Raw genomic sequence first — 26595 nt, 5'->3', positions numbered from 1 at the left:
GGTGAGGAGTTCGTGATGATACAAAAAATGATCGGTGGAGGAGAGCTACCTCCAAAGGCAACATTGAGCCAGCTACTGAAAGGCTTTATCGGTGGTACGGTAGGCATATTGATCTTGTGTTTACTTGCTGAACACTCACAAGTGCCTTGGTTGATGGCACCGTTCGGCGCGACTTGTGTGCTGTTGTTTGCAGTACCAACCTCGCCGCTTGCTCAACCACGCAACATCATTGCGGGTCATTTCATTTCAGCGGCAGTCGGGCTCGCAGCGCTGTATGGTTTCGGTGATTCTTATTTAGTGATGTCGGTAGCAGTAGGTAGCGCGATCTTTTTTATGCAGTACTTTCGTGCGGTTCATCCTCCAGCAGGCTCTAACCCGATCGTTATCGCGTTAGCAGGCACATCGCTGGTCGATTGGACCTTCTTGTTTACGCCTGTTCTAGTAGGCAGTGTCGCGCTCGTTTTGGTGGGCGCTATGCTCAATAACACCTCGACACAACAACGATGGCCACTGTATTGGGTAGGAAAGTAGAGCTGGTCACTTATTTCTAACTCGCGCAATGATCACTAAATTGGTCTTAATCGCGGATGTGAATATTGCATGTTTGATGTTTAAGTTTTGCGACTTTTAAAATTCGCGTTGACCGCCAAGAGAAATAGGCTTACTATTAATCGTCTTTTAACGATTAGTAGTAAGTGAGCCACCTAAGTATGACTGCAACATGCCAAGCAACAGAAAGCTGTTCTCTACCTCTTCCGCCGAGTAACGCTGAAGCAGAAAAAGAGATGGCTGCGTTAGCAAAAGCACTCGCTCACCCAGCAAGAATTCGCATACTTAGTATCTTGTCCGCATTAGAAAAGTCGGGTGGCTGCTTAAACAGTGATCTGGTAAGTGAATTGGGTTTGGCTCAATCAACGGTTTCAGAACACCTAAGAATATTGAAAAGCTCAGGTTTTATCACTGCTGAGTCTATCCCGCCGAAGATGTGTTACCGCATCGACCGCGACAATATTCAACGCTTCGAATCGGTATTTAACAGCATTTTAAAATAGAAGTTCACGCTTGAAGGATCGGCTTTAATAGCCTTTACTTTTAAGCGTGTTTTTTTGCCACAATCAATCGTTTTTCGACGATTTACGATATCAACAAAGAGAGATTACCATGAAACCAAAGTTAGGTTTTCTAGATCGCTACTTAACACTCTGGATCTTCATCGCCATGGGTATTGGTGTGCTGCTTGGCACCGTGTTCCCACAAATCGAACAGTGGAACGAATCTATGTCTGTTGGTACAACCAACATTCCACTCGCGATTGGCCTTATCTTAATGATGTACCCACCTTTGGCTAAGGTTAATTACAGCCTATTGGGCACTGTGGTAAAAGATAAGAAAGCCATCAAACTGTCTCTGATCATGAACTGGTTGGTTGGTCCTATCCTAATGTTCGTATTGGCGCTGACGTTCTTGGGCGATCACCCAGGTTACATGGTCGGTGTGATTCTGATTGGTCTTGCTCGTTGTGTGGCAATGGTTCTGGTTTGGAACGACATCGGCGGCGGTAACAAAGAGTACGGTGCGGCATTGGTTGCTCTAAACAGTGCATTCCAAGTGGTGAGCTACAGCTTTATGGCGTGGCTATTCATTAGCGTTCTTCCACCAGTATTTGGTTACGAAGGCATGATGGTTGATATCTCAATGATCGATATTGCACACAGTGTTCTTATCTACCTAGGTATCCCATTCCTAGCGGGCTTCCTAAGCCGTAAGATCCTAGTGTCGATGAAAGGTGAGCAGTGGTACAACGATGTGTTCATTCCACGCATCTCACCAATCACACTGATTGCGCTACTGGCGACTATCGTTTTGATGTTCAGCCTAAAAGGCGAGATGATTGTTGAACTGCCAATGGACGTATTGTTGATTGCTGTTCCACTGACTATCTACTTCACAGCGATGTTCTTCATCAGCTTCTTCATTGGTAAGAAGATGGGCATTGAGTACGACAAGAACGCATCAATTGCCTTCACAGCGACAGGCAACAACTTTGAGTTAGCCATTGCCGTAGCAATCTCTGTATTCGGTATCAATTCGGACCAAGCGTTTGCAGGCGTTATCGGTCCACTGATTGAAGTACCTGTACTGATTTACCTAGTGAACGTTGCGCTTAAGATGAAAGACAAGTACTACAACGGACAGACCGTTAAATCTAGCATCTAGCAGAAGATAAAAAAACTAAGGGCTTACCTTTCGGGGTAAGCCCTTTTTATTTGTCTGTTGCTTGTAAAAGAATTAGTCCAGTAACGTTTTGAGATGCTCTTCCAACCACAGCAAACCCGGCCCTTTCATCGCTTTCTTTGATATCACCAAATCGACAGGAGGCGACCATGTTTTATGGTCAAATGAGACGTTAATCTGGTTAAGCTTTCCCTGTTGAATCTCATCTTCCACCAAGTAACTCGGCAAGTATGCCCAGCCCACCGAGCTATGTACGATCATCTCTTTGATAGCAACAAAACTGTTCGCCCACCACACCTTGCCAGCGACGACCGGAAAATGGTCAATCACCTTACCTTTGTTGCCCCGTAGAATAAGCTGACGATGAGAGATAAAGTCGGGCAACTTAGCAACTGAGACTTCAGCTAAAGCATGATCTGGATGACACACAGCAACAAAAGGCAGGTTACCAATAAAACACGGCTCTGAATCGGCATGGAATGCGAGGTCGGTAAACATCAAGCCAATATCTGCGCGGTCTTGTGACACCAAGCGATTCACATCGGTACTCGCCGCAGCCATTAACTCTACTTCGGTGGCTGGGAATGTTCGGCTGAATTTGTCCAACACCTTAGGTAGTGAAGGAAGCAACAAGGCATCGTCTAAAGCGATGCGCAGTAGCCCTTCCTCTTGATTATTGATGGCATTGACTGACGAGTTGAGATCTTCCACCTGCAGAATAATCGCTTTGACCTGTTTGAAGATCTGCTGACCTTGCGCCGTCAGGGTTGGTTTGCGTGTCGAACGGTCAAAAAGTTGAACATTAAAATCTATTTCAAGATTACTGATTCCTTGGCTCACCGCCGACTGCACCTTGCCCAACTCACGAGCACTGGCAGAAAATGACCCTAATTCAACGGCATACACAAACATCTTCAACTGCTCTATGTTGTACATTCGGTTTCTCCCAACACTTACTATCACCATATCTGATGCTAACTATCTTTATATTATCACTTAAATAGATATTATCTAGCCAAGTCATTAGCCCATAGAGGCTAGAAAAACAGAAAGAGAGTAAAGAGATGTCACATAAAGAACGCATGTTACACATGGTGCTATTTGAATTACCAGCTTTGATTTTGATGGCCGTGGCGGCAACTTACATTGTCGGTGGTGGAGCAGTAAAAATGGCAGGCTTGGCGCTGTCTTTATCGCTGATTGCGATGACGTGGAACTACGTCTACAACTACGTTTACGACAAGATTTACGGCGCTGACCGTAGCAAGCGAACCAAGAAAACACGTATTCTGCACGGCTTAGGTTTCGAACTGGGTTTGATGTTGGTGTCGTTCCCGCTACTGATGTGGGTACTTCAACTCGATTTCTGGACAGTATTAATGATGGATATCGGGATTGTTATCTTCTTCGTGCTTTACGCAATTGCGTTCAACTGGGTGTATGACTCAATCCGAGCTCAGTTGGTTGCGAGAGGAAAGGTTGCAGCTCTGGTTTAGAGAACCGAGTTCTAGAAAAACAAACACCCAAATTAACACTGCCAAACTACACCGTAGTTGGCAGTTTATTCATTTATGCATATAAGCTCTCTGGTTAACTCCCTTGTTACATAGCAAGAACATCGCCTAGCCCTTCTTAATTAAGTCTAATTATCGACCACTCACGAAGTAGCATCACAAATCTAAACCAAAACTCCTCGTACCAGTTGTGCATCCGTTTACATACAGGTAATTTTAGCGGCCTCGAAACACATCAATTCGAGCAATGACGTTCATGCGAGCTTCTTTTTCGAACAAAAGTGTTCGGATTAACATTTCAAGTGACTTTAATTAACAATTTTATGCTCAAACGCTCACTTTTAATGTTCGTTTATTTTCGAGTTCGCAAATTTATGCACAATACACGTGCTAGATAAGCAAAACTAAAAAGGACTCGAACATGACAACAAATAAACACCCTTCTTTATTTGGGCAATGCTTAGCCGAATTTATCGGCACAGGATTGCTCATATTCTTTGGCGTTGGCTGTGTGGCAGCACTGGTATTAACCGGTGCAACATTCGGACAATGGGAAATCAGCATCATCTGGGGCTTCGGTGTTGCTATCGCGATTTACTGTACAGCTGGCGTTTCTGGCGCACACATTAACCCGGCAGTGACTATCGCACTGGCAATGTTCCATGGCTTTGATAAGGCGAAAGTAGTGCCTTACATCATCTCTCAGCTACTTGGTGCATTCTGCTCTGCTGCTTTGGTTTACAGCCTGTACAGCAACCTATTCACTGACTACGAAATCGCGCATAACTTCGTTCGTAGCAGCCAAGACGCATTATCAACCGCTGGTATCTTCTCGACTTACCCACATGCTTCACTCTCTTTCTTCGGCGCTTTTGCTGTGGAATTCGTGATTACCGCTGTGTTGATGTTTGCCATTTTAGCGCTAGGTGATGAGAACAATGGCGCATCTCGCGGCGCGATGAACCCACTGCTGATCGGTATTCTTATCGCGGTAATTGGTGGTTCTTTAGGTCCACTGACTGGCTTCGCAATGAACCCTGCTCGTGACTTTGGACCAAAACTTTTCGCTTACTTTGCAGGTTGGGATTTCGCATTGAGCGGTGCTCGTGATATTCCTTACTTCATCGTTCCAATTCTTGCTCCAATTGCAGGTGCATGTTTTGGTGGTTGGTTGTACCCACGTGTTATCGGTGCTTACCTACCAGTAGAAGGCCAAGGCTGCACTATTCCAAACCAATGTGAAACAACAGAAGAAGCTGAACAAGCTCAAGCTTAATCACTAAGCGACCCTACATTTACTAAAATATAAATAACAAAAGAAAAAGGATTCTTACCATGACCGAGCAAAAATACATTGTTGCCCTAGACCAAGGCACCACAAGCTCTCGCGCTGTAATCCTCGACCACGATGCAAACATCGTAAGCTCTTCTCAACGAGAATTTACTCAAATCTATCCGAAAGCGGGCTGGGTTGAGCATGATCCAATGGAAATCTGGGCAACTCAAAGCTCTACATTGGTTGAAGCTCTTGCTAAAGCAGGCATTCGCAGCGACGAGCTAGCGGGTATTGGTATCACTAACCAACGTGAAACCACCATTGTTTGGAACAAAGAAACAGGCAAACCGGTTTACAACGCAATCGTATGGCAGTGTCGCCGTACAGCAGACATCTGTGAAGACCTAAAAGCACGTGGCCTAGAAGACTACGTACGTGACAATACTGGCTTAGTCCTTGACCCGTATTTCTCAGGTACAAAAGTAAAATGGATTCTAGACAACGTTGAAGGCGCTCGCGAAGACGCTGAAGCAGGCAAATTGCTATTTGGTACGGTTGATACTTGGTTAGTTTGGAAGATGACTCAAGGACGTGTACACGTTACGGATTACACTAACGCGTCTCGTACTATGTTATTTAACATCAACGACCTATGCTGGGATCAAAAGCTACTTGATGAGATGGGTATCCCTTCATCAATGATGCCAGAAGTGAAGCGTTCTTCTGAGGTTTACGGTCAAACGAACCTTGGTGGTAAAGGCGGTACTCGTATCCCAATCGCGGGCATTGCGGGTGACCAACAAGCTGCACTATACGGTCAAATGTGTGTAGAAGCTGGCCAAGCAAAGAACACGTACGGCACAGGTTGTTTCCTTCTAATGAACACAGGCCAAGAGAAAGTAACATCGAAAAACGGCCTACTAACAACACTGGCATGTGGTCCTAAAGGTGAACCAGCTTACGCACTGGAAGGTGCAGTATTCATGGGCGGTGCATCAATCCAATGGCTACGTGATGAGATGAAGCTACTGGCTGGCGCAGAAGACTCTGAGTACTTCGCAACTAAAGTAGATTCTTCGAACGGCGTTTACGTGGTTCCTGCATTCACAGGCCTAGGCGCACCATACTGGGATGCTTACGCTCGCGGTACGATTGTTGGCTTAACTCGTGGGGTTAACTCTAACCACATCATCCGTGCAACACTGGAAGGCATTGCTTACCAAACTCGCGACGTACTGGACGCGATGCAAGCGGACTCTGGCATCAAGCTAGCAAACCTACGTGTTGATGGCGGCGCAGTAGCGAACAACTTCCTAATGCAATTCCAATCAGACGTGCTGGATACTGAAGTTCACCGTCCTGAAGTAACGGAAGTAACGGCTCTGGGTGCGGCTTACCTTGCTGGTCTAGCGGTTGGTTTCTGGGACAGCATTGATGAGCTTCAAGGCAAAGCGGTTCTAAACCGTACCTTCATGCCACACCACGACGAAGAGAAGCGTAACCGCCGTTACAAAGGCTGGAAGCGTGCTATCAAGTGTGCTCAGGTTTGGTCTGAACTGCACGATGACGACGAAGAGTAATACTGAGTCTTCAGCTATTAGTTAAACACTAGCTGTTCAAACACCTGAGGCGTTCGAATAATCACTCTCTAGTTGGTTGGATTGTTCGAACCTCAGTAAACGAAACTAAAAAGAGCACTATTTTGTGCTCTTTTTTGCGTTTCGGGCTCAAATTTTCCGCTCTGAGCACCGTTTTTGCGGTTTAGACACGATTCCTTACCATCATTACTTCTCTCTCTTCGTCAATTCGAGCACAATAGCGCGAGTTTATATTTTCGATTTTGACGCGCCAGAGCCTTTGGCGTGCAGGGAGTGGTAAGTTAAGTGAAGCAGATACCAAGACACCAGCAGATTGTAGATCTGGTTAAAACACAAGGATATGTGAGTACCGATGAACTCGTTGAAAAGTTCGATGTCAGCCCACAAACCATCAGACGAGACCTCAACGAACTGGCCGATAGCAACAAAATCCGTCGCTATCACGGTGGTGCAACCATTCCTTTAAGCTCAGAAAACACCTCTTATAACACGCGTAAAGCGCATAACTTCAACGAAAAAGACGTGATCGCCGACGAACTGGTTAAACACATCCCAGATGGCGCAACCTTGTTCGTTGATATCGGAACCACACCTGAATCGGTTGCTCGCGCACTCAACAAGAATCATAAACAGCTCAGAGTTGTGACCAACAACATTAACGTTGCGAGCATCCTTCTGCCGAACCCAGAGATCAAGGTTATCTTGGCGGGCGGCGAAGTGAGAAACCGCGACGGCGGTATCGTGGGTGAAGCAACACTCGATTTCGTTAAACAGTTCCGCCTTGATTTCGGTATCTTAGGGATCAGTGGTATCGACTTTGACGGCTCACTGCTCGATTTTGACTATCACGAAGTTCGAGTGAAACAAGCCATCATCGAAAACAGCCGCAGTATCTTCTTAGCTGTCGACCACACTAAGTTTGGCCGTAATGCGATGGTTAAGCTCGGTAATATCTCTCAGGCACACATGGTGTTCACTAATAAGCAGCCGCCGGAAGAGATTCTCAACATCCTTAAAGATTCAGACATTCCGTTAGAAGTCATCGATACCGCTCAGCCTTCAACACCAAGTGAATAGCCCCAGCTAAGCTCAGCCAAGCCAGATTGAATGAATTGGTTTTAGTTTAGTTAAGTAAGAGCACTCGCATTCGTGAGCAATCAAAAGCCAGATCTATTGATAAACACTTATCGATGACTGGCTTTTTTAATAACTGAACCATCAATACTTGATCCCTGTTCATGTCACTTCTATGCTCGAATAAGTTTTATTTGAACCTCTGCTTTCATAAGCAGAGGTTTTTTTATGCGCAAATCACATAAAACGCGCATAAACGAAAATAATAAATGACCGCAAACGAAAGTTAATATAGGATTCAATTATGTTCTAAAATGCTCGTTCGCTCAGCAAGAGGTCAAAACCATGAGTGCTCAACAAAATAATTCAAAAAATAGTACATCTTCAACTCTAGACTTAATCGTGATCGGCGGCGGCATCAATGGTGCAGGCATCGCGGCAGATGCAGCAGGTCGTGGTCTAAACGTTGGTTTATACGAAGCAAATGATTTCGCCTCTGCGACATCGTCTGCAAGTTCAAAACTTATCCACGGTGGTTTACGTTACCTTGAACACTACGAGTTTCGTTTGGTTTCGGAAGCACTGGCCGAGCGTGAAGTATTGCTAAGAAAAGCACCTCATGTTGCTCAACCAATGCGTTTCCGTTTACCTCATCGACCATTTTTACGCCCAGCTTGGATGATCCGCTGTGGCCTATTCCTTTACGATAACTTGGGTAAACGCACCACGCTTCCTGGTAGTAAAACAGTGAACTTGGCGAAATCAGGTTTACTTAAGCCAGAGATGAAAACAGGTTTCGAATACTCAGATTGCTGGGTAGATGATGCGCGTATGGTATTGCTAAACGTGTTAGCGGCGAAAGAGAACAACGCCGAAGTTCGTAACTACTGCCGAGTTGAAAAAGCGCACCGTGAAGGTGATGTTTGGCATGTAACGATTCTTGATGTGATGACAAACCAGCGTTTCGAGCGCAAAGCAAAAGCGCTTGTTAATGCAGCAGGCCCTTGGGTGAAACAGTTCTTCGATGATGGTTTAGAACAGGCTTCGCCTCGCAATATTCGTTTGATCAAAGGTTCACACATTGTTGTGCCGCGCATTCATGACGAACCACAAGCGTACATTCTGCAAAACAAAGATAATCGTATTGTGTTCATGATCCCTTACCTAGACAAGTTCTCGATCATCGGTACTACCGACCTTGAATACAAAGGTGACCCGCGCGAAGTGGCTATCGACGATGTAGAAGTGGATTACCTGATTGATATCGTTAATCAGCACTTTGTTAAGCAACTTGGTCGTGAAGACGTGGTTTGGACATACAGTGGCGTAAGACCGCTTTGTGACGATGAATCTGATTCACCACAAGCGATCACTCGTGACTACACGTTGGAATTGGACGCAGAGCTAGATCAAGCACCACTGCTTTCGATCTTCGGTGGCAAATTAACCACTTACCGTAAGCTAGGCGAAGCAGCACTTAAGAAGTTAGAACCACACCTAACCAACATGGGTGCGCCTTGGACAGCCAACAACACACTTCCAGGTGGTAACTTCAGTTGTAGCAGAGAGCAGCTTGCGAAGATGATCCACACTAAATACCCTTGGGCATCTGAAGCACTATTACTTCGTTACGTGACTCAATTCGGTACTTACACATGGAAACTACTGGAAGGTGCGAATAGCGAAGCTGACCTTGGCAGCCAATTCTCGAGTGAAGCACATGGCGTTTATCAAGCTGAGATCGATTACTTGATCAATGAAGAGATGGCAATGACAGATGAAGATATCTTGTGGCGCAGAACCAAGCTTGGTCTGTACATGAGCGAGTCAGAGCAGCAAGCCGTGTCCGATTACTTAAAAGAGAAGCTACAAAGCAAAGTCGTGAGTTTTTCTCAAGTAGGCTAATTCCACCAGCCAACAATACGGCTCAAGAACCTGATTATCTCGAAGCTTAGCGTCCCCCGCGCTAAGCTTTTTTATTGTCTATTACTTCCCTCTAGCTGAGACTTCATTCGCACTTCCATTTTCAATAAAATCTAAATAGTGTTTTATTAATCCCGTTGATTATCAACTTCGTAAAAGGTTGCTATTCTTTATCTCAACGAAACAACACATTTAAAAACGCTCGCGATGTCAGCGCTTTAATAAGGAATCTATTCCATGCAAAAAGTTATTCTGATCACAGGCTCTACCGACGGTATCGGCTTCGAAACTGCAAAAGTACTCGTTCAACAAGGTCACCACGTTTTATTGCATGGACGTAACCCAAGCAAACTCAAAGACGTTGAGCAGCAACTTGTGGCTATCTCTACCGAAGCAAAAATCCAAAGCTACGTGGCAGACTTGTCTGTTTTGGCTGATGTGGATGCGTTAGCTGACGAAGTGATTGCTGAGCACGATAAGATTGATGTGTTGATTAACAACGCAGGCGTGTTCAACACTCCGAACCCAATTACCAAAGACGGGCTAGATGTTCGTTTTGCTGTAAACACAGTGTCACCGTATCACCTAACTAAGCGCCTGCTGCCAGTGCTAGGCTCATCTAGCCGAGTAGTTAACCTTTCTTCAGCTGCGCAAGCCGCAGTGAGCATCGAAGCGCTAGAAGGTAAGAAGCCAATGTCTGATGGCGACGCTTACGCACAAAGTAAACTGGCGATCACCATGTGGACTCGTGAAATGGCAAAAGAGCTAGGATCTAAAGGGCCGATGGTTGTTGCGGTAAACCCAGCTTCGTTACTCGGCAGTAAAATGGTGAAAGACGCGTACGGCATTGCTGGCGGCGACCTAAGTATTGGTTCTGATATTCTTGTTCGCGCATCATTGTCTGACGAGTTCGCACAAGCGGGCGGCCAGTACTTTGATAACGACAACAACACCTTTGCTAACCCGCACCCAGATGCAATTTACGGTGATAAGTCACAGCAAGTGGTCGCTAAAATTGATGAGATCATCGCAGCAACGCTTTCTTAATGACAGCTATGCTAAATTAACTGTCTGATTCCTAGAAAAAAGCCCTGCGTGACTATGTTATACGTTAGTCACGCAGGGCTTTTTCGTTAAATCTATCTGATTCTACTTTTGTTCCCAATACGGCGGGTTGCCATAGTATTCAGAGAAGTAGTCTATGAAGGCTCTCACTTTGGGCGCAAGCAACCTTGTGCTTGGGTACACCGCCCAAATCGCCGCTTCTGAGGTGAGTGGGTAATCTTCCAATACTTGAATCAACTGACCGCTTTTCAGCTGTTCGTACGCACACCAATTCGACGTCACCGTAATACCAATACCACCTAACGCCGCATCACGCAGAGCTTCGCCGTTATCCGCTCGAAAAGACCCAGAGGCCTTAATCGTTTTAGGGCCGTTGTCAGTGTGGAAGGTCCAGCTTTCTAAACCAATCAAGCTAATACACTGGTGGTCATTAAGATCTTGAGGCGTGGCTGGCTTGCCGTATTTGATTAGATAATCTGGCGATGCGCACACGACACGTTTATCTGTCGCGAGCTTTCGAGCAATGAGTGTCGAATCTTTCAGTTCAGAGATGCGAATCGCGATATCGAAGCCGCCTTCTACAAGATCGACCATAGAGTCTGACAGTCTAAAATCGACTTTTAACCCAGGATAACGCTCAAGAAAGCCAGGCAATGCCGGAACCAAATGCAAACGCCCAAAAGACGCAGAAGCGGTAACGCGCAATGTTCCCGTTGGAGAATCACAGCCCACACCAACCGCCGACTTGGCAGCATCAACACTCGATAACACCTCTTCAGCGTGAGGTAAGAATGCTTCCCCCTCTTCTGTCAAAGACACTTTACGAGTGGTGCGATGTACTAAGCGAACGCCCAAATTGTCTTCGAGTTTACTGATGTGCGAACTAGCGACCGCAGGCGACAAACCCAGCTCTTGGCCAGCCATGCTGATGTTATGTGTGGAAGCTAAACGAACAAACAATTTGAGGTGTTCAATATTCATGTGATTACCAATAAAATCTTAAAAATCGTGTACCAGTAACCCTCATTATGCGTTATTCACATAACAATACAACGTATTAGCTCTGTTTAATTGTGGACATGTTATTGAGCCCAAAAGAAAAAACTCCCGAAGGAGTTTTTAATATCTAAATCTGCAATTCGCCATTTAGCTGATAAGCCAAATTGCCAACTGACTAAGCAGTTAAGCGAGCGTGCAGTGCGTCTTTAAGTACAGAACGATCGTGTTTCAGTTGGTGCATCGAGCCGTCATCAATGGGTGAATCCTTCAGCTCAAGCTTACGAATCTCTTTATCAAGGTTGTCGTACGTCTTCATATCTGCTGCAAAGCCATCGTCAGTTTTAACAAGCTCAGCAATTTTATCTTTCATTTCAGGAAATTCGTGAACAAGAGAATGATTTTCACCTAGCATAGAAACCTCTTAAGTTGAGTAAAGTGATTGGTATTACACATATTCATTATTTACCTTAGCAAGGGACTCAAATAACAAATGAGATCCAGTACACAGCATAGAATATAGACAATTCAGATTCACAAATTTACAACATGTACCTAGAAAATGGCTTTGTTGATTTTGAATTGTCTCAGTAACGAAAGTAGGTCCACGGCGATCATCACGCTTCACAAACACTACTTCCATTTGTGTTGTTTTATCTTTGTCGCTTTGTTGGCAGGTATCGCTTTTAAGTAAACGCTACCAAGCAAACGTCTGAATAACGCTATCTTTAGCCATCGGGTTTGATGCTATTGCATGGTTCACCTTCGCTAAAAATTGCTCTCTAGAATCCAACAGGAAGCCTTTCTGAGTCACGATGTTGTTACCATGGTCACCCCAGTAGAAAGTGTCGATGTTTAGATTCTCAAGCAGGTACTTTTCCTCTTCCAGAATCTGAAGTTGAGTCGGCATAATGAACTTGCCGTCTTTCACTTCTTGTTCCATCACAGTACCAGGTTGAATCGCTAACGCCATTGGCGCAATTTGTTCAGGCTTCATGATGTTCAGCAATCTTGTAGTCTCGACAATATGTTCACGGGAACGATCACGTCCACCAAGGCCAAAGATGAACGACAATAAAGTTTCAATGCCGGCTTCTTTTGCTAGAGCCATACCTTCAAGCGCTTGCTCTGGGGTCATGCGCTTTTTAATGCTGTCGAGTACAACCGCATCGCCCGACTCAAGACCAGCATAAGCCATGGTTAAGCCTGCACTCTTAAGCTCTTTTAGTTCGCTCAGGCTTTTACGACGGAAATCATTCAGGCCACTATAAAGCGATACTTTTCTGCTTTCAGGAAAGGTATGACGAAGCTTATCCAAAATCTTAAGAAGGTAGTCCGTGCGAGCCGCCATCACGTTGCCATCGATAAGGAAAATCGATTCAACATAAGGAAAAATCAGGCGCGCTTCTTCGATATCTTTAAACACATCTTCAATGTCACGAACCTTGAATCGCTTATCGCTGAACATGTTACAGAACGTACACGTGTTAATGCTGCAACCTAATGTGGTTTGAATAAGAATGCTCTTCGCCTCTGTCCATGGACGATATACTTTTCCCTCGTAATTCATATTGGTTTCTCCGGTCTATAAGCACGAGAGCGTGCTTGAATACAACAGAGTTTATCAACACCAATATTCATTGATAATCCGCAATATAGTCGAATCAGTTTTTAGGTTTTGTATAAAATAAAAGCCTTGTGAGAACACAAGACTTTTTAGGGGTAACTCTTTATTGGAGCTTTTATAGGGGGTGCTATCGGAGCTGCTGAAAAGATATTTTCACTAAAGGGATTAGCTGCTGCACCCCTGAGTATGAACTCGGTTCATGTCGTCACCGACTTGCGCTTCTTGAGATCCTGTAGATTGGCATCCTGCCACGAATAATAGCGTTACAGATAAGATAAGCCATTTCATAATAAATCCTCTTTTGGTCATGACTAAGCATAGTGCTTAAAAGCGCGGATACCTCAGCCATTAACTAAAGCCTTACCTGCCGATAAAGCCTTGGTTAATGAACAAAGCATCGCTTCATTAATTAACGACCTGCTTTTGTACAAAAAACTTTCACTCCTATGAATAAAAATTGCACAAGAGCGAAAAGAGGACAATTATGAAACTAAGATTAAGAGCTAGATGCTAGTCACTCATCGCCAAGCGTACCGCCGCCTCAGCGTGGATAGCAGTGGTATCAAACAGAGGAACATCGGTGTGTTGCTGCTGAATCAGGAGAGCGATTTCAGTACACCCAAGAATAACGGCTTCAGCACCTTGTTGGCTTAGCTTCTCGATGACTTGACGATAGACAGCTCGAGACTCTTCTTTTACTTCGCCTCGACATAGCTCTTGATAAATGATGTTGTGCACTTGTTTTCGGTCACTGTCATCCGGAATCACAACATCGATACCGAACTTATCGGTCAAGCGCCCTTTGTAGAAATCTTGTTCCATCGTAAAAGCGGTACCGAGTAATCCCACTTTCTTTACACCCTGTTCAAGCAGCTTCTGCGCAGTGGTATCGGCGATATGTAAGATAGGAATCGTGATCTTCTGTTCGATTTCAGGCACTACTTTATGCATGGTATTGGTACAAATTAAGATGAAGTCGGCACCGCCCTTCTCTACCGATAAAGCCGCGTCCGATAATATATCTGCTGTTTCAGCCCAACGCCCTTGGTGTTGCAGCTTTTCTATCTCATCGAAGTTCACACTATACATACAAACCTTTGCAGAATTGAGCCCGCCGAGTGTGGCTTTCACGCCCTCATTAATGGATTTGTAGTAGCTCACTGTCGACTCCCAACTCATACCACCAAGCAAACCGATCGTTTTCATTTTTTTATTCCTTTAATTTCTGACTATCCCGATTAAAGCGTTATGCGTTGAAAATTTATAGTACGTTCTTGCTGAAAGTGAGGCACTAAGCTCGCTTGGCTGATTATGGCATCAAAGCTTTAACACACAATGAAGCCCCCTAAAGGTTAGATTGCTGGTAACTCCACGTTGCCTTTTGAAGTTCTGGTTATTCGATTCCTGAGCGCAAAACCCGCAAATACCAAACCCACAATAAACCCGAGCCAAAAGCCACCCGCTCCCATTCTCGACACGATTAAATCTGTCTTTGCTAAAACATAACCTAATGATATTCCCACCAACCAATAGGACACAAAAGCCACAAACAAAATTGGGATGGTATCTTTATATCCCCTTAATGCAGCGACATAAATCGTTTGAATGGCATTAGGTACCTGGAACAACGCTCCCCATAACAACAAGGTTGTGGCTAGACCAATGACATCTTTATCTGTTGTATATAAACTAGCAATAGAACCCTTAAACAATAAGATTAGAAGCATCACAACACCCGAAATCAAGGTAGCAGTCATAACGCCTACCGACACTATTCTTCTCGCCCTTTCTGACTCATTAAGCCCCAAATAATACCCCACCCGAATCGTCACAGCAGCGCCGATTGAAAGCGGGATCATCAGGCTAATCATTGTGAAATTAACCGCTATTTGATTACTTGCGACCACAACAGAGCCAAGTGGAGCTAACATCATTGCAATGAACGCAAACACGGCAACTTCCAGAAAAACAGCCAATGCTATTGGCATTCCTGTCGCTAAGAGTTGTCGCTGTATTGCTACATCAAAACGGCCAAAGTGGCTAAATAACTTGAATCGTTCAAAGCGTTTAACAAAGACGATATAAACCACCAGCGATATCGCCATCGACCAATAAACAATCGCAGTAGCGACACCACTTCCCACACCACCTAAAGCAGGCATTCCTAAGTGCCCGTAAATGAAGACATAGTTCGCGGGAATATTAACGAAGAACCCAATAAACCCAATCACCATGGAAGGTTTGGTTACCGACATACCTTCAGTGAAACAGCGCAGACTTTGAAATAGCAAGAACGCAGGAGCGCCCCACATAAGCGCGTTCAGGTAGCTAGATGTTGTCTGTACTAAACCCGGTTCGACTTGCATCACTTTTAAACCTAGGCTCGCATTACTCATGATCGCCATCACCACAATGGAACACAAAGCCGCCATGTATATGGTTTGGTGGATCATTGGGCGAATAGCGTTTTCCTGCTTAGCTCCGTGCTTACGAGCAACCATCGCAGGAACAGCCATAATGGTTCCCCCCACCACAATAATCGTTGGCAACCAAACACTATTCCCAAGAGCAACGGCTGCGACATCAACTGCGCTCACTTGCCCTGCCATCACGGTATCAACAAACCCCATCAAAGTTTGAGCGATCTGAGCCACTAAAATGGGCCAAGCGATTTGCATCAATGTTTTGGCTTCATCAAGGAAATTCTTCATAGTTAAAATCTTCGCTCTTCACCTTATACTTTTATGATACACTTGTATCAAATAAAAATTCAAATGCTAATTTACGGAGAAGATATGCCGAAGATCGTTAATCATGATGAGAAGAAAGCTCAGATAATCGAGGCATTCTTAGACTTATCGACAACATCAGGGTTAGAGAATGTGTCGCTGAGAGGGGTTGCCTCCCATGCCAATGTATCTTTGCGTCAGGTTCAATACTATTTCGGTACCAAAGATACGCTTGTATTAGCAGGGCTACATACTTTGGAACAACAGAGTCACCAAGCCGTCGCGGAAAGTTTGTCTAAAATTGGCGAACAAGCCAGTGCTTCTGACACCATAAAGGCCATTTTTAAACAAGCACTTCCAACCGATGAACAGAGCCGGCGCTTTCACCACCTTTGGATGTCCTACGCGATGTTATCGATAACGCAATCTGGATTTGAGGATAAGACCTTGTTGACCGGAACAGACCGACTTCAGGCACAGCTAGAGTCGCTTCTTAATCAGGGAGTGGCGGATGGAGAGTTTTGTCGTGAGCTGAATGTCGCGTTGGAAGCCGTAAGTTTACTTGGTTTGATTAATGGCTTAGGAACAGCGGTGCTCTTAAAGCAGCAGACCGTTGAGAGTGCTACAAACACGTTCATGTATCAGTTATCTAAACTGTCTCGTTAGTGTCATGGCGTTGATTTAGCTTCTCCTCCCAACACAAGCAGCAACTGAAGACATAATAGTGAGACAAAAAAGCTCGAATCAAAGATCCGAGCTTTTATGAATCAAGAATAAATTAGGCGTTAATACACTTCACACCAATCGGATTTCATGTCGATCAGCGTCCAATCACCTCTAGAGTTCGCTTCATCTAGCGCCTTATCAAGCTTGCCAACATGAGACTCACGATCGTACTTCCACTCACGCTCGGCATCGGTGTGATGAACAATCATTGCCATTGAGTTTGGTTGACTGGTTGCCCACTGCATCATCGCTTGGTCACCGTCTGAATTACCCACCGCTAGAATCGGCTTCTTACCGATAATATGCTGAATGTTAGTGACTTTTCCGGCTTTGTCATCAATCGTCAAAATGGACGAATCTTTGGTCACGGTCGGACTACCACCGTTATAGCTGTAGTTGTATTTAAGTGCGCTGCCGATGATTTGCTCTGGCGGGATGTTATAAGCTTGCGGAGCCCACGCTCGCATGAAATCAACGCCACCTCCCGACACGATGTAAGTTTTGAAGTCGTGCTCTTGCAGGTAGGTCAGCATCTCTTTCATTGGCTGGTAAGTTAGGTCTGTATACGCTTTATTGAAGCGCTCGTCTTTTGCTACCGCCAACCATTGCTTAACATCTTGCTGGTAATCTTCGACTGTCATACCAGAGTGTGTCGCCATGATGATTTTCAATAAACCTTCTTCGCCACTGCCCAGAACACTCTCAATATCATCTTCGAGTACAAACTTAAACGGTTCTTCCGTTTTCCACTCAGGGTGTTCAGGCGCCATCTCTTTTACACGATCTAGCGCAAAGGCAAGTTGGAAGTAGTAAGGCTTTTCTGACCAAAGCGTACCGTCGTTATCAAATACAGCAATACGATCTTGGACTGCCACGAACGTATCAGACTCTGCTTTGGTGGCTTGACCAACAAAGTCGACGATAGCAGATTTACTCTCACTGTCTTTCCAAGAAGGCAGCAAATTGGGATCACAATCTTTAGCAAAAGATGAGAAAGAGAGGCTAGATAAAATCGCAACGGACAAAAGGGTTATTTTCTTCATAGCACTACCATGTTGTTGAATTAATTACCGGGTTTAATGTAATTCATCCTAGTTGGTCTACTCTGATTTTCCACTTATGAACACTATAACCACTGTTTATGTTGCTCTTGGTATAACGACGAAAAAGCCAACATCAAGGGTTAGTTCAAAAACAAAATTGTGGTTAAGTTAGAGGTTTACCCCAACCTCAAATGTCGTTATGGTGATTTGTAATACATCATAAAAACAAGGACAGTCTGAGAGCTATGAATAGTACGATTGAGACCATTTTGGGGCACCGCTCCATTCGCCAATATACGGACCAACCAATAGAACAACAGCACCTCGACTTAATTGTTCAGGCAGGCCTTGCCGCATCGTCATCGAGCTTATTGCAGGCTGTTTCTATCATCAGAGTGACCGACAAAGAGAAGCGTAAACTGTTAGCAGAATACGCAGGCAATCAAGCTTATGTGAAGAGTGCTGCCGAGTTTTTGGTGTTCTGTATCGACTATCAACGCCACGCTCAGATTAACCCTGAGGTAAAAACTGACTTTACCGAGCTAACCCTGATTGGCGCTGTCGATTCTGGCATCATGGCGCAAAACTGTATGCTGGCAGCGGAGTCTCTTGGCTTAGGTGGCGTGTACATTGGTGGCTTGCGTAATAGCGCGCAACAAGTCGATGAACTGTTAGAATTGCCACAACACACCGCAGTGCTATTTGGGATGTGTTTAGGTCACCCTGCGCAGCAGCCTGAGATAAAACCTCGCCTTCCTGCTCACGTAGTGATGCACGAAAACCAATACCAACCGCTGAGCCTAGACGAAATTGCTCGCTACGATGATTCAATGCAGAGCTACTACGCAAACCGCTCAAGCAATCAAAAGCAAAGCAGCTGGTCACAGCAGATCACGCAAAAGCTGTCTGGTGAGTCTCGCCCTCACATTCTGCCTTACCTGAACAGCAAACAGCTGACCAAGCGATAGATCGAGAGCGGATCTAAAGACAGAAAAAGATTCCGATGAACGAGCTCCGTTTTCGCCATCACAAACAAAAATGTCAGCGTATTATGCGCTGACATTTTTCTTTTCTAGGGTGCTGATTATATTAGAGATACTTCTCAATCGGGAGGAGCTGTAAGAAGCCTGACTGCATACGTTCCCACTTACCTGTTTCTGGTTCGCTGTCCCAGCTTTGGTCGCCTGAGTACCAATACACGTCACCATCTTCAAGTTCTAGGCGCCAACTGTTGTCTTCGCTCATCGCCTGTTCGATGGTTTCAGCTAGTGTTTCAGCAATCGCTTTGTTTTCGATAATTAACACCGATTCCGTATTTAAGTAAGTTGAGCGCAAATTAAAGTTAAATGAACCAATACTCGCAATACTGCGGTCAAATACGACTGATTTAGCGTGCAAGCCATAAGCTGTCTCTGGTGCACATTTAGACACATCTTGGGTAGACGCTTCACACAGCTTGGAATCTGGTTTTAACTCAAACAAGTCGATGCCATGCTCTAACATGTCGTAGCGTCGACCCGCGTAAGCAGAGTGATTGGTCACCAAATCATTCGAGGCCATTGAGTTGGTCAGTGCCTTTATCTCGACGCCTTCATTATTCAACGTTTGCCACTCTTCTAACTGGCCGTCATCGAATACCAAGTAAGCCGACTCAAGCAAGATCTCTTGTTTCGATTCGCTTGCGAGTTGTCCTAACAGAACCGCCGTTGCTTTAGGTTCATCAGTATTATCTGAGTCGACAGGCACAGGGCGATCGTAAGCGAAACGAGCATTCACCCAAGTCATCTCATCAAGCGCCTCTTTCAGCAAGCTATCGGCCGCTTCGCGATTTAATGGTAACTCTGGGTAGTTTTTGTATTGGGGAACGGTGATATCGTCAATCTTTGAAAGGTCCGGTTGTTCGTCGTCACCCAACATATCGACTGGGTAAGACCAACGGCTGTCCCAATACTCAATAAAGCTGGTTTGGATCGTGGTAACAACTGAGCCCATCACCAATACATCACGATCTCGGAAGTTGATCTCGTCAGAAAGGTCGAAATATTCATCACCAATATTACGTCCTCCCACCACTGACAAGGTGCCATCTACGGTAAACGACTTGTTGTGCATACGGCGGTTTAGGCGAGAAAAATCGCCAAGGAAGCTCAACCACTTACTGAAACCACGGCGTGTTGGTGTTGGGTTGAAGATTCGAATCTCGACGTTCTGGTGTGCATCCAGTGCCGATAATAGGCCTTCACGCTCGTTAAGGTTGATATCGTCGAGCATGACTCGCACCTTAACACCACGATCAGCTGCGGCTAACAAACGGCTGGCTAGGTATCTGCCCGATTCGTCAGAGTTCCAAATATAGTATTGAATATCGATGGTGTGTTCTGCACTTTCAACCAACGCCAAACGCTGTGCTAGTGCATCCCAGCCGGATTCTTGTAAACGAACGGCGGTAGTTGCCTGTTCTGATGCTTGTGGTTGATATTCATCCGCTAAAACCGACAAAGTGCTTGGTCCATAAGAGGTGTACGGTTCTGCTGGGTGGTCGATGCCTTCTGGTAATGAAGAACAGCCGCCCAAAATAGCGGCCAAAACTAAGGTTAAACTGATGCGTTGGAGCACAGGCATGTGTCTGACTTCCTTTTCACGATGACGTCTTTAGAAACTGTCCTAACAGCTTTCGACTCACAAGCTGTTCAGGTCTATTCATTGATTATTACTGCTAAAGCCTGAAATTTATAGGTAATTATCCACTATAAATGAAAGATCCGTACTCCATCGTGAGCAGCACATCACTAAACCGCGCCCTGAAACCTTTATCTTTGTTCTGAAATTACTGCGCTCTCAGCTGTTCGATACCTAAGCAGTAAAGGCCTAACGGCTTTCTCACCATCTCAACCGTAATTTCCGTTCTATCAGGGTTGCAGTTGAGTGCTAGCGCATAGCCATGCAGGTAGTCTACCAGTAAATGAAGGGCGTCTTCGGTTTGCTCTGATGTGAGATTCAACGGGGTCATTACCGCTTCAAAGCGCTCGCTAAACACCTCAACAGGCCCAAGAGATTTCATCGTTAAGAGGGTTTCGAGCAACCCACGATAGTCATTCAATACCGACAGATAACTCACGCTGAGCTGATAAAGGTTCTCTTGCCACACTTGGTTTTGTTGAGGCTGCGCAACTTCTCCGACCAACGACACAGTGATCGATTCCAATAGATCATTTTTATTCTTGAAGTAATGATATATCGCCATCGCATCCACGCCGAGCTCTGTCGCTAACCCTCGAATACTCGGAACCTTGCCACCTTCGCGCATCATGCCCTTTGCCGTATCTAAGATCTTGTCAGCGCTGAGTTGGCTTGATCCACTCTTTGGTCGACCTCGCTTTTGATCCTTGACAGTCATAACCTCACCTCTTAAACTTAATTTCTACACTGTAGAATATTTTAATTTATTACGGTGTGAATGCCAAGTTCCTGTTCAATTTCGGAGTTAAAAATGTCAAATATTGTCTTTATCGGCGCGAGTCTTGATGGTTATATTGCAGACAAACAAGGTGGCCTAGATTGGTTACACGCGATCCCAAATCCAGAGAGCGATGACATGGGTTACAACGCCCATACTGATTGCATTGATGCTTTGGTCATGGGCCGTAACACGATGGATATGGTATTGAGTTTTGGTATTGATTGGCCTTACAGCAAACCGGTATATGTCCTGAGTAACACCTTGACGGAAGTGCCTAAGGAACTGGAAGGTAAAGTGTTCCTGATGAAGGGCGAGTTAACTCAGATCATCGAGGACCTGAACAGCAAAGGCATGAACAACCTTTACATTGATGGCGGCGTCACCATTCAAAATTTCATGAAAGAAGACCTGATTGACGAGCTGATCATCTCGACGATTCCTGTCGTTCTTGGTGGCGGATCGCCTTTGTTTGGTGACTTAGTCTCTCGTCTCGACTTTACACTGAAAGGCGTCACGACTTACCTTGATGAGATTGTACAAACTCACTACTTGCGTAAGCGTTAGACTATTGTTCATATAAAGGGAATGTAACGATCAACACTGAAAACAGTGTTCACGCTGCATAACCTTTATAGTCCCTACCAAAACCTCCCCTAAAGTAGTACCATTTATCGTATCTCATTCTTAATGGTATCTGGGTCTTATGAAGCTTTTAGTCGATCGCACTGGTGAACAGTTTTTAGAAATTCTGGAAGAATCGGGAGACAAACTGACGGTTCAATTCATTAGCAATGAAGGTAATCGAAAGGGTAAACCGTTCCAAGATAGCTTGAGTGGCTTGTTCCTCACAGGTTGGAAGCCTCGCACGACCTCAACTGCCATTGGGCTAGAACGCTTCAAACAAGGCAAGCTGCAAGACCCGAAAGTGAGCTTTGCGCTTCACCAGCTCTACCCGCTCGGCCGAGATGTGAAATTACCTTCTGGTGACATCGCCACAGTCGCAAGTTATGCGAACACTCATAGCGACGGCTACTACATGTTTGTGCGCCTAAACGACGAATTGAAACGCCTGAAGATGACGCCAGAGTGGGAACTGCTTCCTTCTGTTGTGAGATTAGCACTGCCTTATTACCCTGCGCCAAGAAGCCAACAAGAACTCGACAATATTGATGACTTTGATGCTTGGGCTGGCGGGTTTTAATATTCATTAACCTATGTCCGATAGACTATAAACTCAACTTAATTATCAAATTATTTTTGATAATAATTCAAACGTAGCGCGGTTTATCGTTTTGACTATTCCTACTATTATTTATCCATCGACACAGACTAGGGTTCAACAAGCATAGACCCGCTCTTGAGCTGATAAGCCCTGTGACAAAGAACAACACCACTTCGGTGAATCAAATAATATAGGTAATGAACATGACTCAACTGACTATCATCGCAAACATCGTCGCTAACGAAGACAAAATTGAATTGGTTAAAGCAGAGCTACTAAAACTGATTGATATTACTCGCGCTGAAGAAGGTTGCATCAACTACGACCTACACCAAGACAACGAAAACCCTGCGCATTTCACTTTCTACGAAAACTGGACGTCTCGCGAACTTTGGCAAACACACATGGGTAATACTCACCTCGCTGAGTACATGGCTGCAACGGAAGGTTGTGTTGCGTCATTCACACTTAATGAGATGACGAAAATCGCTTAAGTCTTTATTCCAAGCTCTTAATTTGAAAGCCCTGCTGAATGTCAGCGGGGCTTTTTCGTTTCAGTAAATCCCACCTAGATCTAGACTTACTTATCTCAATTACAGTTTTAAACGTGGCTGTATAAAATCGATAAACGCCGAGATACGCTTGGATACCGATGACGACTTGTAGAACACCGCATTCACCAGTTCTCTATCTGTATGATTCAATTTCACTTTTTCCAATACAGGAACTAGCCGACCTTCCGAGATATCTTGCTGCACCATAAAGCCCGACAAGCACGCAATGCCATTTCCTGCTAACACTAACTGCCTGATGGTTTCACCGCTGCTGGCTTTGACGTTTGGTTCAATATAATGGTGATTGGGCAACGGCCATTGATTAAGCACTTTATTATCCGAAAAACCGACCGTAAGATGACTGCTGAGATCGTCTGCCTTCTGTGGAATACCACGCTTCGCCAAATACTCTGGTGAAGCGACCATATACAACAAACTCTTACCCAATCGTCGTGCATGGAGTGTTGAATCGGCTAACTTACCAATTCGTATCGCGACATCGGTGCGCTTTTCTAACAGGTCAACAAAACCTTCGTTAGAGGTTAACTCAAGCTCGATATCTGGATAAGCTTCATTAAATGATTGCACCAAAGGCACCAACTGATGAAATACAAAAGGGCTGGCTGCATCGACTCTTAATCGGCCTTTTGGCAGTTCACCGCGCGATACAACCTCCTCTTCAGCGCTCTGAATCATCTGCAAACCTAGCCGAACGGAATCCACAAACTGGCGTCCTTCTTCAGTTAGCTCCACTCGCCTTGTAGTTCGGTTAAATATCGATACGCCCAGCTGAGATTCAACCTTACTGACTGAGCGAGATACCTTCGCCACCTGCACATCCAGTACCTCTGCTGCCGCTGAAAAACCACCAGCATCGACAACGGTCAACACCATTTCCAAATCATCTGATCGCGTTAGCATAAGGCTCCTTATCTATTCTCATCTTGACTGAAGTTACTAGAGTGCTTAGTCGATTGAACGTTGTATCTGTTAAACATCTAGCGGATTAAGTAGCTCACAACCTACCGTTTACTTACTCAGCATTATTGCAGATAAAACAAAAGTTATTTGTTAATAGTGGCATTTTTCACAAATATATTTTGCTCGATAATCCTCGCCATCAAACGTAGCGCTCTTATTGCAGCCATAAACTGCCCCACTTTATCGCGCTCGATACTTAACACAGAATAGTAAGAGAGATGATTATGCCCTTAGCATTACTCGCATTGACGCTCAGCGCCTTTGCCATCGGAACCACAGAATTTGTCATTGTAGGCTTGATTCCTACCATGGCGAGCGACCTGAATGTATCACTGCCATCAGCTGGACTCTTAGTGAGTTTGTATGCGTTGGGCGTAGCGATTGGCGCGCCAGTACTCACCGCGTTAACGGGAAAATGGAACCGAAAATTGGTGCTGTTAACCGTGATGTCTTTATTTGTTGTCGGTAACTTACTGGCGTGGCAGGCTCCAGGCTATAACACGCTGATCGCGGCACGTATTCTTACAGGCCTTGCTCACGGTGTGTTCTTCTCGATTGGGTCAACTATCGCAACAGGATTGGTCTCTAAAGACAAAGCAGCAAGTGCTATCGCAATTATGTTTACTGGTTTAACCGTCGCATTAGTAACGGGCGTACCGCTTGGTACTTACATCGGCCAAACATTTGGCTGGCAAGCAACTTTCTTGATCGTTGCATTGCTTGGTCTTATCGCTCTGATTGGCAGCGCTATTTTAGTTCCGAGTAACCTTAAACAACCACCAGCCGCTAAGATTTCGGCACAGTTAAAGGTACTGACTCAGCCTCGCTTATTGCTGGTTTACGCCATCACAGCGCTTGGTTACGGCGGCACATTCACAGCCTTTACCTTCCTTGCTCCAATACTTGAAAACGTATCAGGGTTTGATTCAAGCTCTATCAGCTTAATCATGTTGGTTTACGGAGTTTCCGTCGCGGTAGGTAACATCTGGGGCGGTAAGATGGCCGACAAAATGGGGCCAATTAAAGCGCTGACGGTCATCTTCTCTGGTCTGGCAGCTATATTGGTGGTGTTCAACTTTACCGCAGTTAACCCATACGCATCAGTGGCGACCATTTTGGTTTGGGGTGCATTCGCATTTGGCAACGTACCGGGGCTACAAGTGTATGTTGTTAAACTGGCAGAGAAATACACACCAGACGCAGTAGATGTGGCATCTGGACTCAATATTGCTGCTTTCAACGTCGGTATCGCTTTAGGCTCTTGGGGCGGAGGCTTGATTGTTGCAGAGTCTGGACTAATGAACACCCCTTGGGTCGGCGCTGTGATTGTTTTAATTGCTCTTGGATTAACTCGATTTAGTGGTGCGTTAGATAAGAAAGGACAAAGAATAGACGCTTCTATTATTCAAAACGTTTAAAGCTCCTAAATAAAAAAGGCGAATAGACTCTCTATTCGCCTTTTTGTGTATTGCGTAACCACTTTTACTGTTCTGTACCCAACTAATATCTGATATAAGCCAGTAAATATTGCCCTAGAAATAAAGCAAATAGATACTACTTAACATTGTTGCCTAATATTTATTAGTTATTTAACTTAATTTTTAATAACTTGTTAGATTACTTTGATTTAGATCAAAACCAATTTGAAATAATGCTATTTTGAAGATGTAATTGTAAATTTATTAGATTTCACCCAATCGGGTGATGATAAAGATATCATTTGGTGACTAATATCTATTTAAGATAGTTTAAAATATAACAAAATATTATAACTATCCGATTGCTGTGATTTTAAGGGATGATAAATGCAGATATCAGAAAGCTCTATTCCGTTAGATAATGGATTCAATAAATCCCCTTCTGAACTTGAAGAAGAAATTAGAGAAGGCCTCAGCGAAGTTGGGATTGAACATGTCACTTTAGTGATCATGTCAAAAAATAAAAGTCCTGTATTCAAATATATTGAAGGTATTAGTGATCGTATTTCAATCTCTAAGCGAGTCACCGAGAAGCTAGACTGTTACCTCGCCTCTGCTTCACAAGAGGAAAAAGGACAGGTATACCACGGCCGAGATACAATTATTGAAAACCGAATTTTTGACCATGAGAAACTATCAATAGTAGAGAGTGACCTTAACTTTTACTCCATCTATGAAGACCTTTCTTACCGTTACGAAATTGTGATCATTTTCCATAGCATCGTTGCCCTTAAGCCCGATGAATTTCGACAATTAGAACTCATCTGCAATATTACAATTGCTTGGGCAAACTCTTGGATAGCTCACCACACCATGTTGCTACATTGGAGTCGCTACTCTGAACCTCAAACCTCTCACCTAGCTCCTAACCTGACCAAGTCTGAATTCGACGTCTTAGAACTGATAATCAAAGGGTTAACGGGTTCAGAAGTGGCTCAAATTCGTGGTGTATCTAAGGAAACAGTAAGAACTCAAATCAAGAGTATTCTTCACAAAACTCAGTGCAAAAACCAAAATCAATTAATATCACGCTTTAGCCAAGGCCAGTGGTTGATGAACTATACAGCCCGTTCAACATACACGTAATTACTTCG

The 26595-nt window shown here is 44.6% G+C and carries 27 protein-coding genes; 16 read left to right on the top strand and 11 right to left on the bottom strand.

The features are described from left to right. The first annotated feature begins 15 nt into the window (after window positions 1-15). From OCV12_RS18545 to arsB, 3 genes are all read left to right on the top strand, one after another. Window positions 16-531, top strand: a complete 516-nt coding sequence (locus OCV12_RS18545; protein WP_261886849.1) for an HPP family protein — start codon at window positions 16-18, stop codon at window positions 529-531. A gap of 179 nt (window positions 532-710) precedes the next feature. Further along, window positions 711-1052 carry an ArsR/SmtB family transcription factor gene (locus tag OCV12_RS18540; protein ID WP_008215942.1) on the top strand — a complete coding sequence of 114 codons (342 nt, stop codon included), beginning with the start codon at window positions 711-713 and terminating at the stop codon, window positions 1050-1052. A 109-nt stretch (window positions 1053-1161) separates the two neighbouring features. Beyond that, window positions 1162-2217, top strand: coding sequence for an ACR3 family arsenite efflux transporter (arsB, locus tag OCV12_RS18535; protein ID WP_048662471.1), 1056 nt, complete (start codon window positions 1162-1164; stop codon window positions 2215-2217). Window positions 2218-2289: 72 nt separating this feature from the next. On the opposite strand, the gene OCV12_RS18530 is transcribed toward arsB, so the two are convergent. Further along, window positions 2290-3171: a LysR family transcriptional regulator gene (locus tag OCV12_RS18530; RefSeq protein WP_239847473.1), complete on the bottom strand. Its 882-nt coding sequence runs from the start codon at window positions 3169-3171 to the stop codon at window positions 2290-2292. Between the two features lie 128 nt (window positions 3172-3299). On the opposite strand from OCV12_RS18530, the gene OCV12_RS18525 reads away from it, so the two are divergent. The 6 genes from OCV12_RS18525 to OCV12_RS18500 all read left to right on the top strand — a co-directional run bounded on the left by OCV12_RS18525 (window position 3300) and on the right by OCV12_RS18500 (window position 10667). Further along, window positions 3300-3731 carry a PACE efflux transporter gene (locus OCV12_RS18525; protein ID WP_261886848.1) on the top strand — a complete coding sequence of 144 codons (432 nt, stop codon included), beginning with the start codon at window positions 3300-3302 and terminating at the stop codon, window positions 3729-3731. 439 nt (window positions 3732-4170) lie between these two features. After that, entirely contained in the window at window positions 4171-5025 is an 855-nt protein-coding gene (locus OCV12_RS18520; RefSeq protein WP_026084170.1) for an MIP/aquaporin family protein, read from the top strand. A gap of 59 nt (window positions 5026-5084) precedes the next feature. Then, window positions 5085-6605 carry a glycerol kinase GlpK gene (gene glpK, locus OCV12_RS18515; protein ID WP_123285491.1) on the top strand — a complete coding sequence of 507 codons (1521 nt, stop codon included), beginning with the start codon at window positions 5085-5087 and terminating at the stop codon, window positions 6603-6605. Window positions 6606-6908: 303 nt separating this feature from the next. Further along, entirely contained in the window at window positions 6909-7700 is a 792-nt protein-coding gene (locus OCV12_RS18510; protein ID WP_123285490.1) for a DeoR/GlpR family transcriptional regulator, read from the top strand. A 342-nt stretch (window positions 7701-8042) separates the two neighbouring features. Continuing rightward, entirely contained in the window at window positions 8043-9602 is a 1560-nt protein-coding gene (gene glpD, locus OCV12_RS18505) for a glycerol-3-phosphate dehydrogenase (protein ID WP_261886847.1), read from the top strand. Between the two features lie 255 nt (window positions 9603-9857). Continuing rightward, complete coding sequence (locus OCV12_RS18500) at window positions 9858-10667, top strand: SDR family NAD(P)-dependent oxidoreductase (RefSeq protein ID WP_261886846.1); 810 nt, start codon at window positions 9858-9860, stop codon at window positions 10665-10667. 102 nt (window positions 10668-10769) lie between these two features. Here the strand turns inward: OCV12_RS18500 and OCV12_RS18495 are convergent, their stop codons facing one another. The 6 genes from OCV12_RS18495 to OCV12_RS18470 all read right to left on the bottom strand — a co-directional run bounded on the left by OCV12_RS18495 (window position 10770) and on the right by OCV12_RS18470 (window position 16019). Continuing rightward, entirely contained in the window at window positions 10770-11666 is an 897-nt protein-coding gene (locus OCV12_RS18495) for a LysR family transcriptional regulator (protein WP_261886845.1), read from the bottom strand. A 193-nt stretch (window positions 11667-11859) separates the two neighbouring features. Continuing rightward, a complete protein-coding gene (locus tag OCV12_RS18490; RefSeq protein ID WP_017631507.1) occupies window positions 11860-12096 on the bottom strand; it encodes a YdcH family protein in 237 nt (78 codons plus the stop codon). A gap of 282 nt (window positions 12097-12378) precedes the next feature. Next, window positions 12379-13251, bottom strand: a complete 873-nt coding sequence (locus OCV12_RS18485; RefSeq protein WP_261886844.1) for a radical SAM protein — start codon at window positions 13249-13251, stop codon at window positions 12379-12381. A gap of 222 nt (window positions 13252-13473) precedes the next feature. After that, on the bottom strand, window positions 13474-13596 hold the full coding sequence (locus OCV12_RS18480) for a hypothetical protein (protein WP_258182976.1): 123 nt from the start codon (window positions 13594-13596) through the stop codon (window positions 13474-13476). A 222-nt stretch (window positions 13597-13818) separates the two neighbouring features. Continuing rightward, entirely contained in the window at window positions 13819-14514 is a 696-nt protein-coding gene (locus OCV12_RS18475; protein ID WP_261886843.1) for an aspartate/glutamate racemase family protein, read from the bottom strand. Between the two features lie 146 nt (window positions 14515-14660). Further along, entirely contained in the window at window positions 14661-16019 is a 1359-nt protein-coding gene (locus tag OCV12_RS18470; protein WP_261886842.1) for an MATE family efflux transporter, read from the bottom strand. 84 nt (window positions 16020-16103) lie between these two features. On the opposite strand from OCV12_RS18470, the gene OCV12_RS18465 reads away from it, so the two are divergent. Continuing rightward, window positions 16104-16703, top strand: a complete 600-nt coding sequence (locus OCV12_RS18465; RefSeq protein WP_261886841.1) for a TetR/AcrR family transcriptional regulator — start codon at window positions 16104-16106, stop codon at window positions 16701-16703. A 119-nt stretch (window positions 16704-16822) separates the two neighbouring features. Here OCV12_RS18465 and OCV12_RS18460 read toward each other — a convergent pair whose 3' ends face one another. Continuing rightward, window positions 16823-17806, bottom strand: a complete 984-nt coding sequence (locus OCV12_RS18460) for an HAD family hydrolase (protein ID WP_261886840.1) — start codon at window positions 17804-17806, stop codon at window positions 16823-16825. A 245-nt stretch (window positions 17807-18051) separates the two neighbouring features. Here OCV12_RS18460 and nfsA point away from each other — a divergent pair, with 245 nt between their 5' ends. Next, a complete protein-coding gene (gene nfsA, locus OCV12_RS18455) occupies window positions 18052-18774 on the top strand; it encodes an oxygen-insensitive NADPH nitroreductase (RefSeq protein WP_261886839.1) in 723 nt (240 codons plus the stop codon). Between the two features lie 121 nt (window positions 18775-18895). On the opposite strand, the gene OCV12_RS18450 is transcribed toward nfsA, so the two are convergent. Both OCV12_RS18450 and OCV12_RS18445 read right to left on the bottom strand, forming a co-directional pair. After that, complete coding sequence (locus OCV12_RS18450) at window positions 18896-20428, bottom strand: phospholipase D family protein (protein WP_261886838.1); 1533 nt, start codon at window positions 20426-20428, stop codon at window positions 18896-18898. Window positions 20429-20633: 205 nt separating this feature from the next. After that, window positions 20634-21203, bottom strand: coding sequence for a TetR/AcrR family transcriptional regulator (locus OCV12_RS18445; protein ID WP_261886837.1), 570 nt, complete (start codon window positions 21201-21203; stop codon window positions 20634-20636). 60 nt (window positions 21204-21263) lie between these two features. Here OCV12_RS18445 and OCV12_RS18440 point away from each other — a divergent pair, with 60 nt between their 5' ends. The 3 genes from OCV12_RS18440 to OCV12_RS18430 all read left to right on the top strand — a co-directional run bounded on the left by OCV12_RS18440 (window position 21264) and on the right by OCV12_RS18430 (window position 22982). After that, the gene (locus tag OCV12_RS18440) at window positions 21264-21830 is read left to right on the top strand and encodes a dihydrofolate reductase family protein (RefSeq protein WP_261886836.1); all 567 of its coding nucleotides are present in this window, start codon (window positions 21264-21266) and stop codon (window positions 21828-21830) included. A 139-nt stretch (window positions 21831-21969) separates the two neighbouring features. After that, entirely contained in the window at window positions 21970-22467 is a 498-nt protein-coding gene (locus OCV12_RS18435; RefSeq protein WP_176679180.1) for a hypothetical protein, read from the top strand. Between the two features lie 224 nt (window positions 22468-22691). Beyond that, window positions 22692-22982: a putative quinol monooxygenase gene (locus OCV12_RS18430; protein WP_261886835.1), complete on the top strand. Its 291-nt coding sequence runs from the start codon at window positions 22692-22694 to the stop codon at window positions 22980-22982. A gap of 99 nt (window positions 22983-23081) precedes the next feature. On the opposite strand, the gene OCV12_RS18425 is transcribed toward OCV12_RS18430, so the two are convergent. Further along, entirely contained in the window at window positions 23082-23963 is an 882-nt protein-coding gene (locus tag OCV12_RS18425) for a LysR substrate-binding domain-containing protein (protein ID WP_261886834.1), read from the bottom strand. A 284-nt stretch (window positions 23964-24247) separates the two neighbouring features. On the opposite strand from OCV12_RS18425, the gene OCV12_RS18420 reads away from it, so the two are divergent. Continuing rightward, the gene (locus OCV12_RS18420; protein ID WP_261886833.1) at window positions 24248-25441 is read left to right on the top strand and encodes an MFS transporter; all 1194 of its coding nucleotides are present in this window, start codon (window positions 24248-24250) and stop codon (window positions 25439-25441) included. Window positions 25442-25828: 387 nt separating this feature from the next. Continuing rightward, on the top strand, window positions 25829-26587 hold the full coding sequence (locus tag OCV12_RS18415; protein WP_261886832.1) for a helix-turn-helix transcriptional regulator: 759 nt from the start codon (window positions 25829-25831) through the stop codon (window positions 26585-26587). Window positions 26588-26595 lie beyond the last annotated feature (8 nt).

This window comes from Vibrio pomeroyi, from assembly GCF_024347595.1.
GTDB classification, from domain to species: Bacteria; Pseudomonadota; Gammaproteobacteria; order Enterobacterales; family Vibrionaceae; genus Vibrio; species Vibrio pomeroyi.
Note: the sequence above shows the minus strand (reverse complement) of the source record. Positions and strands in the feature narration are given on the sequence as shown.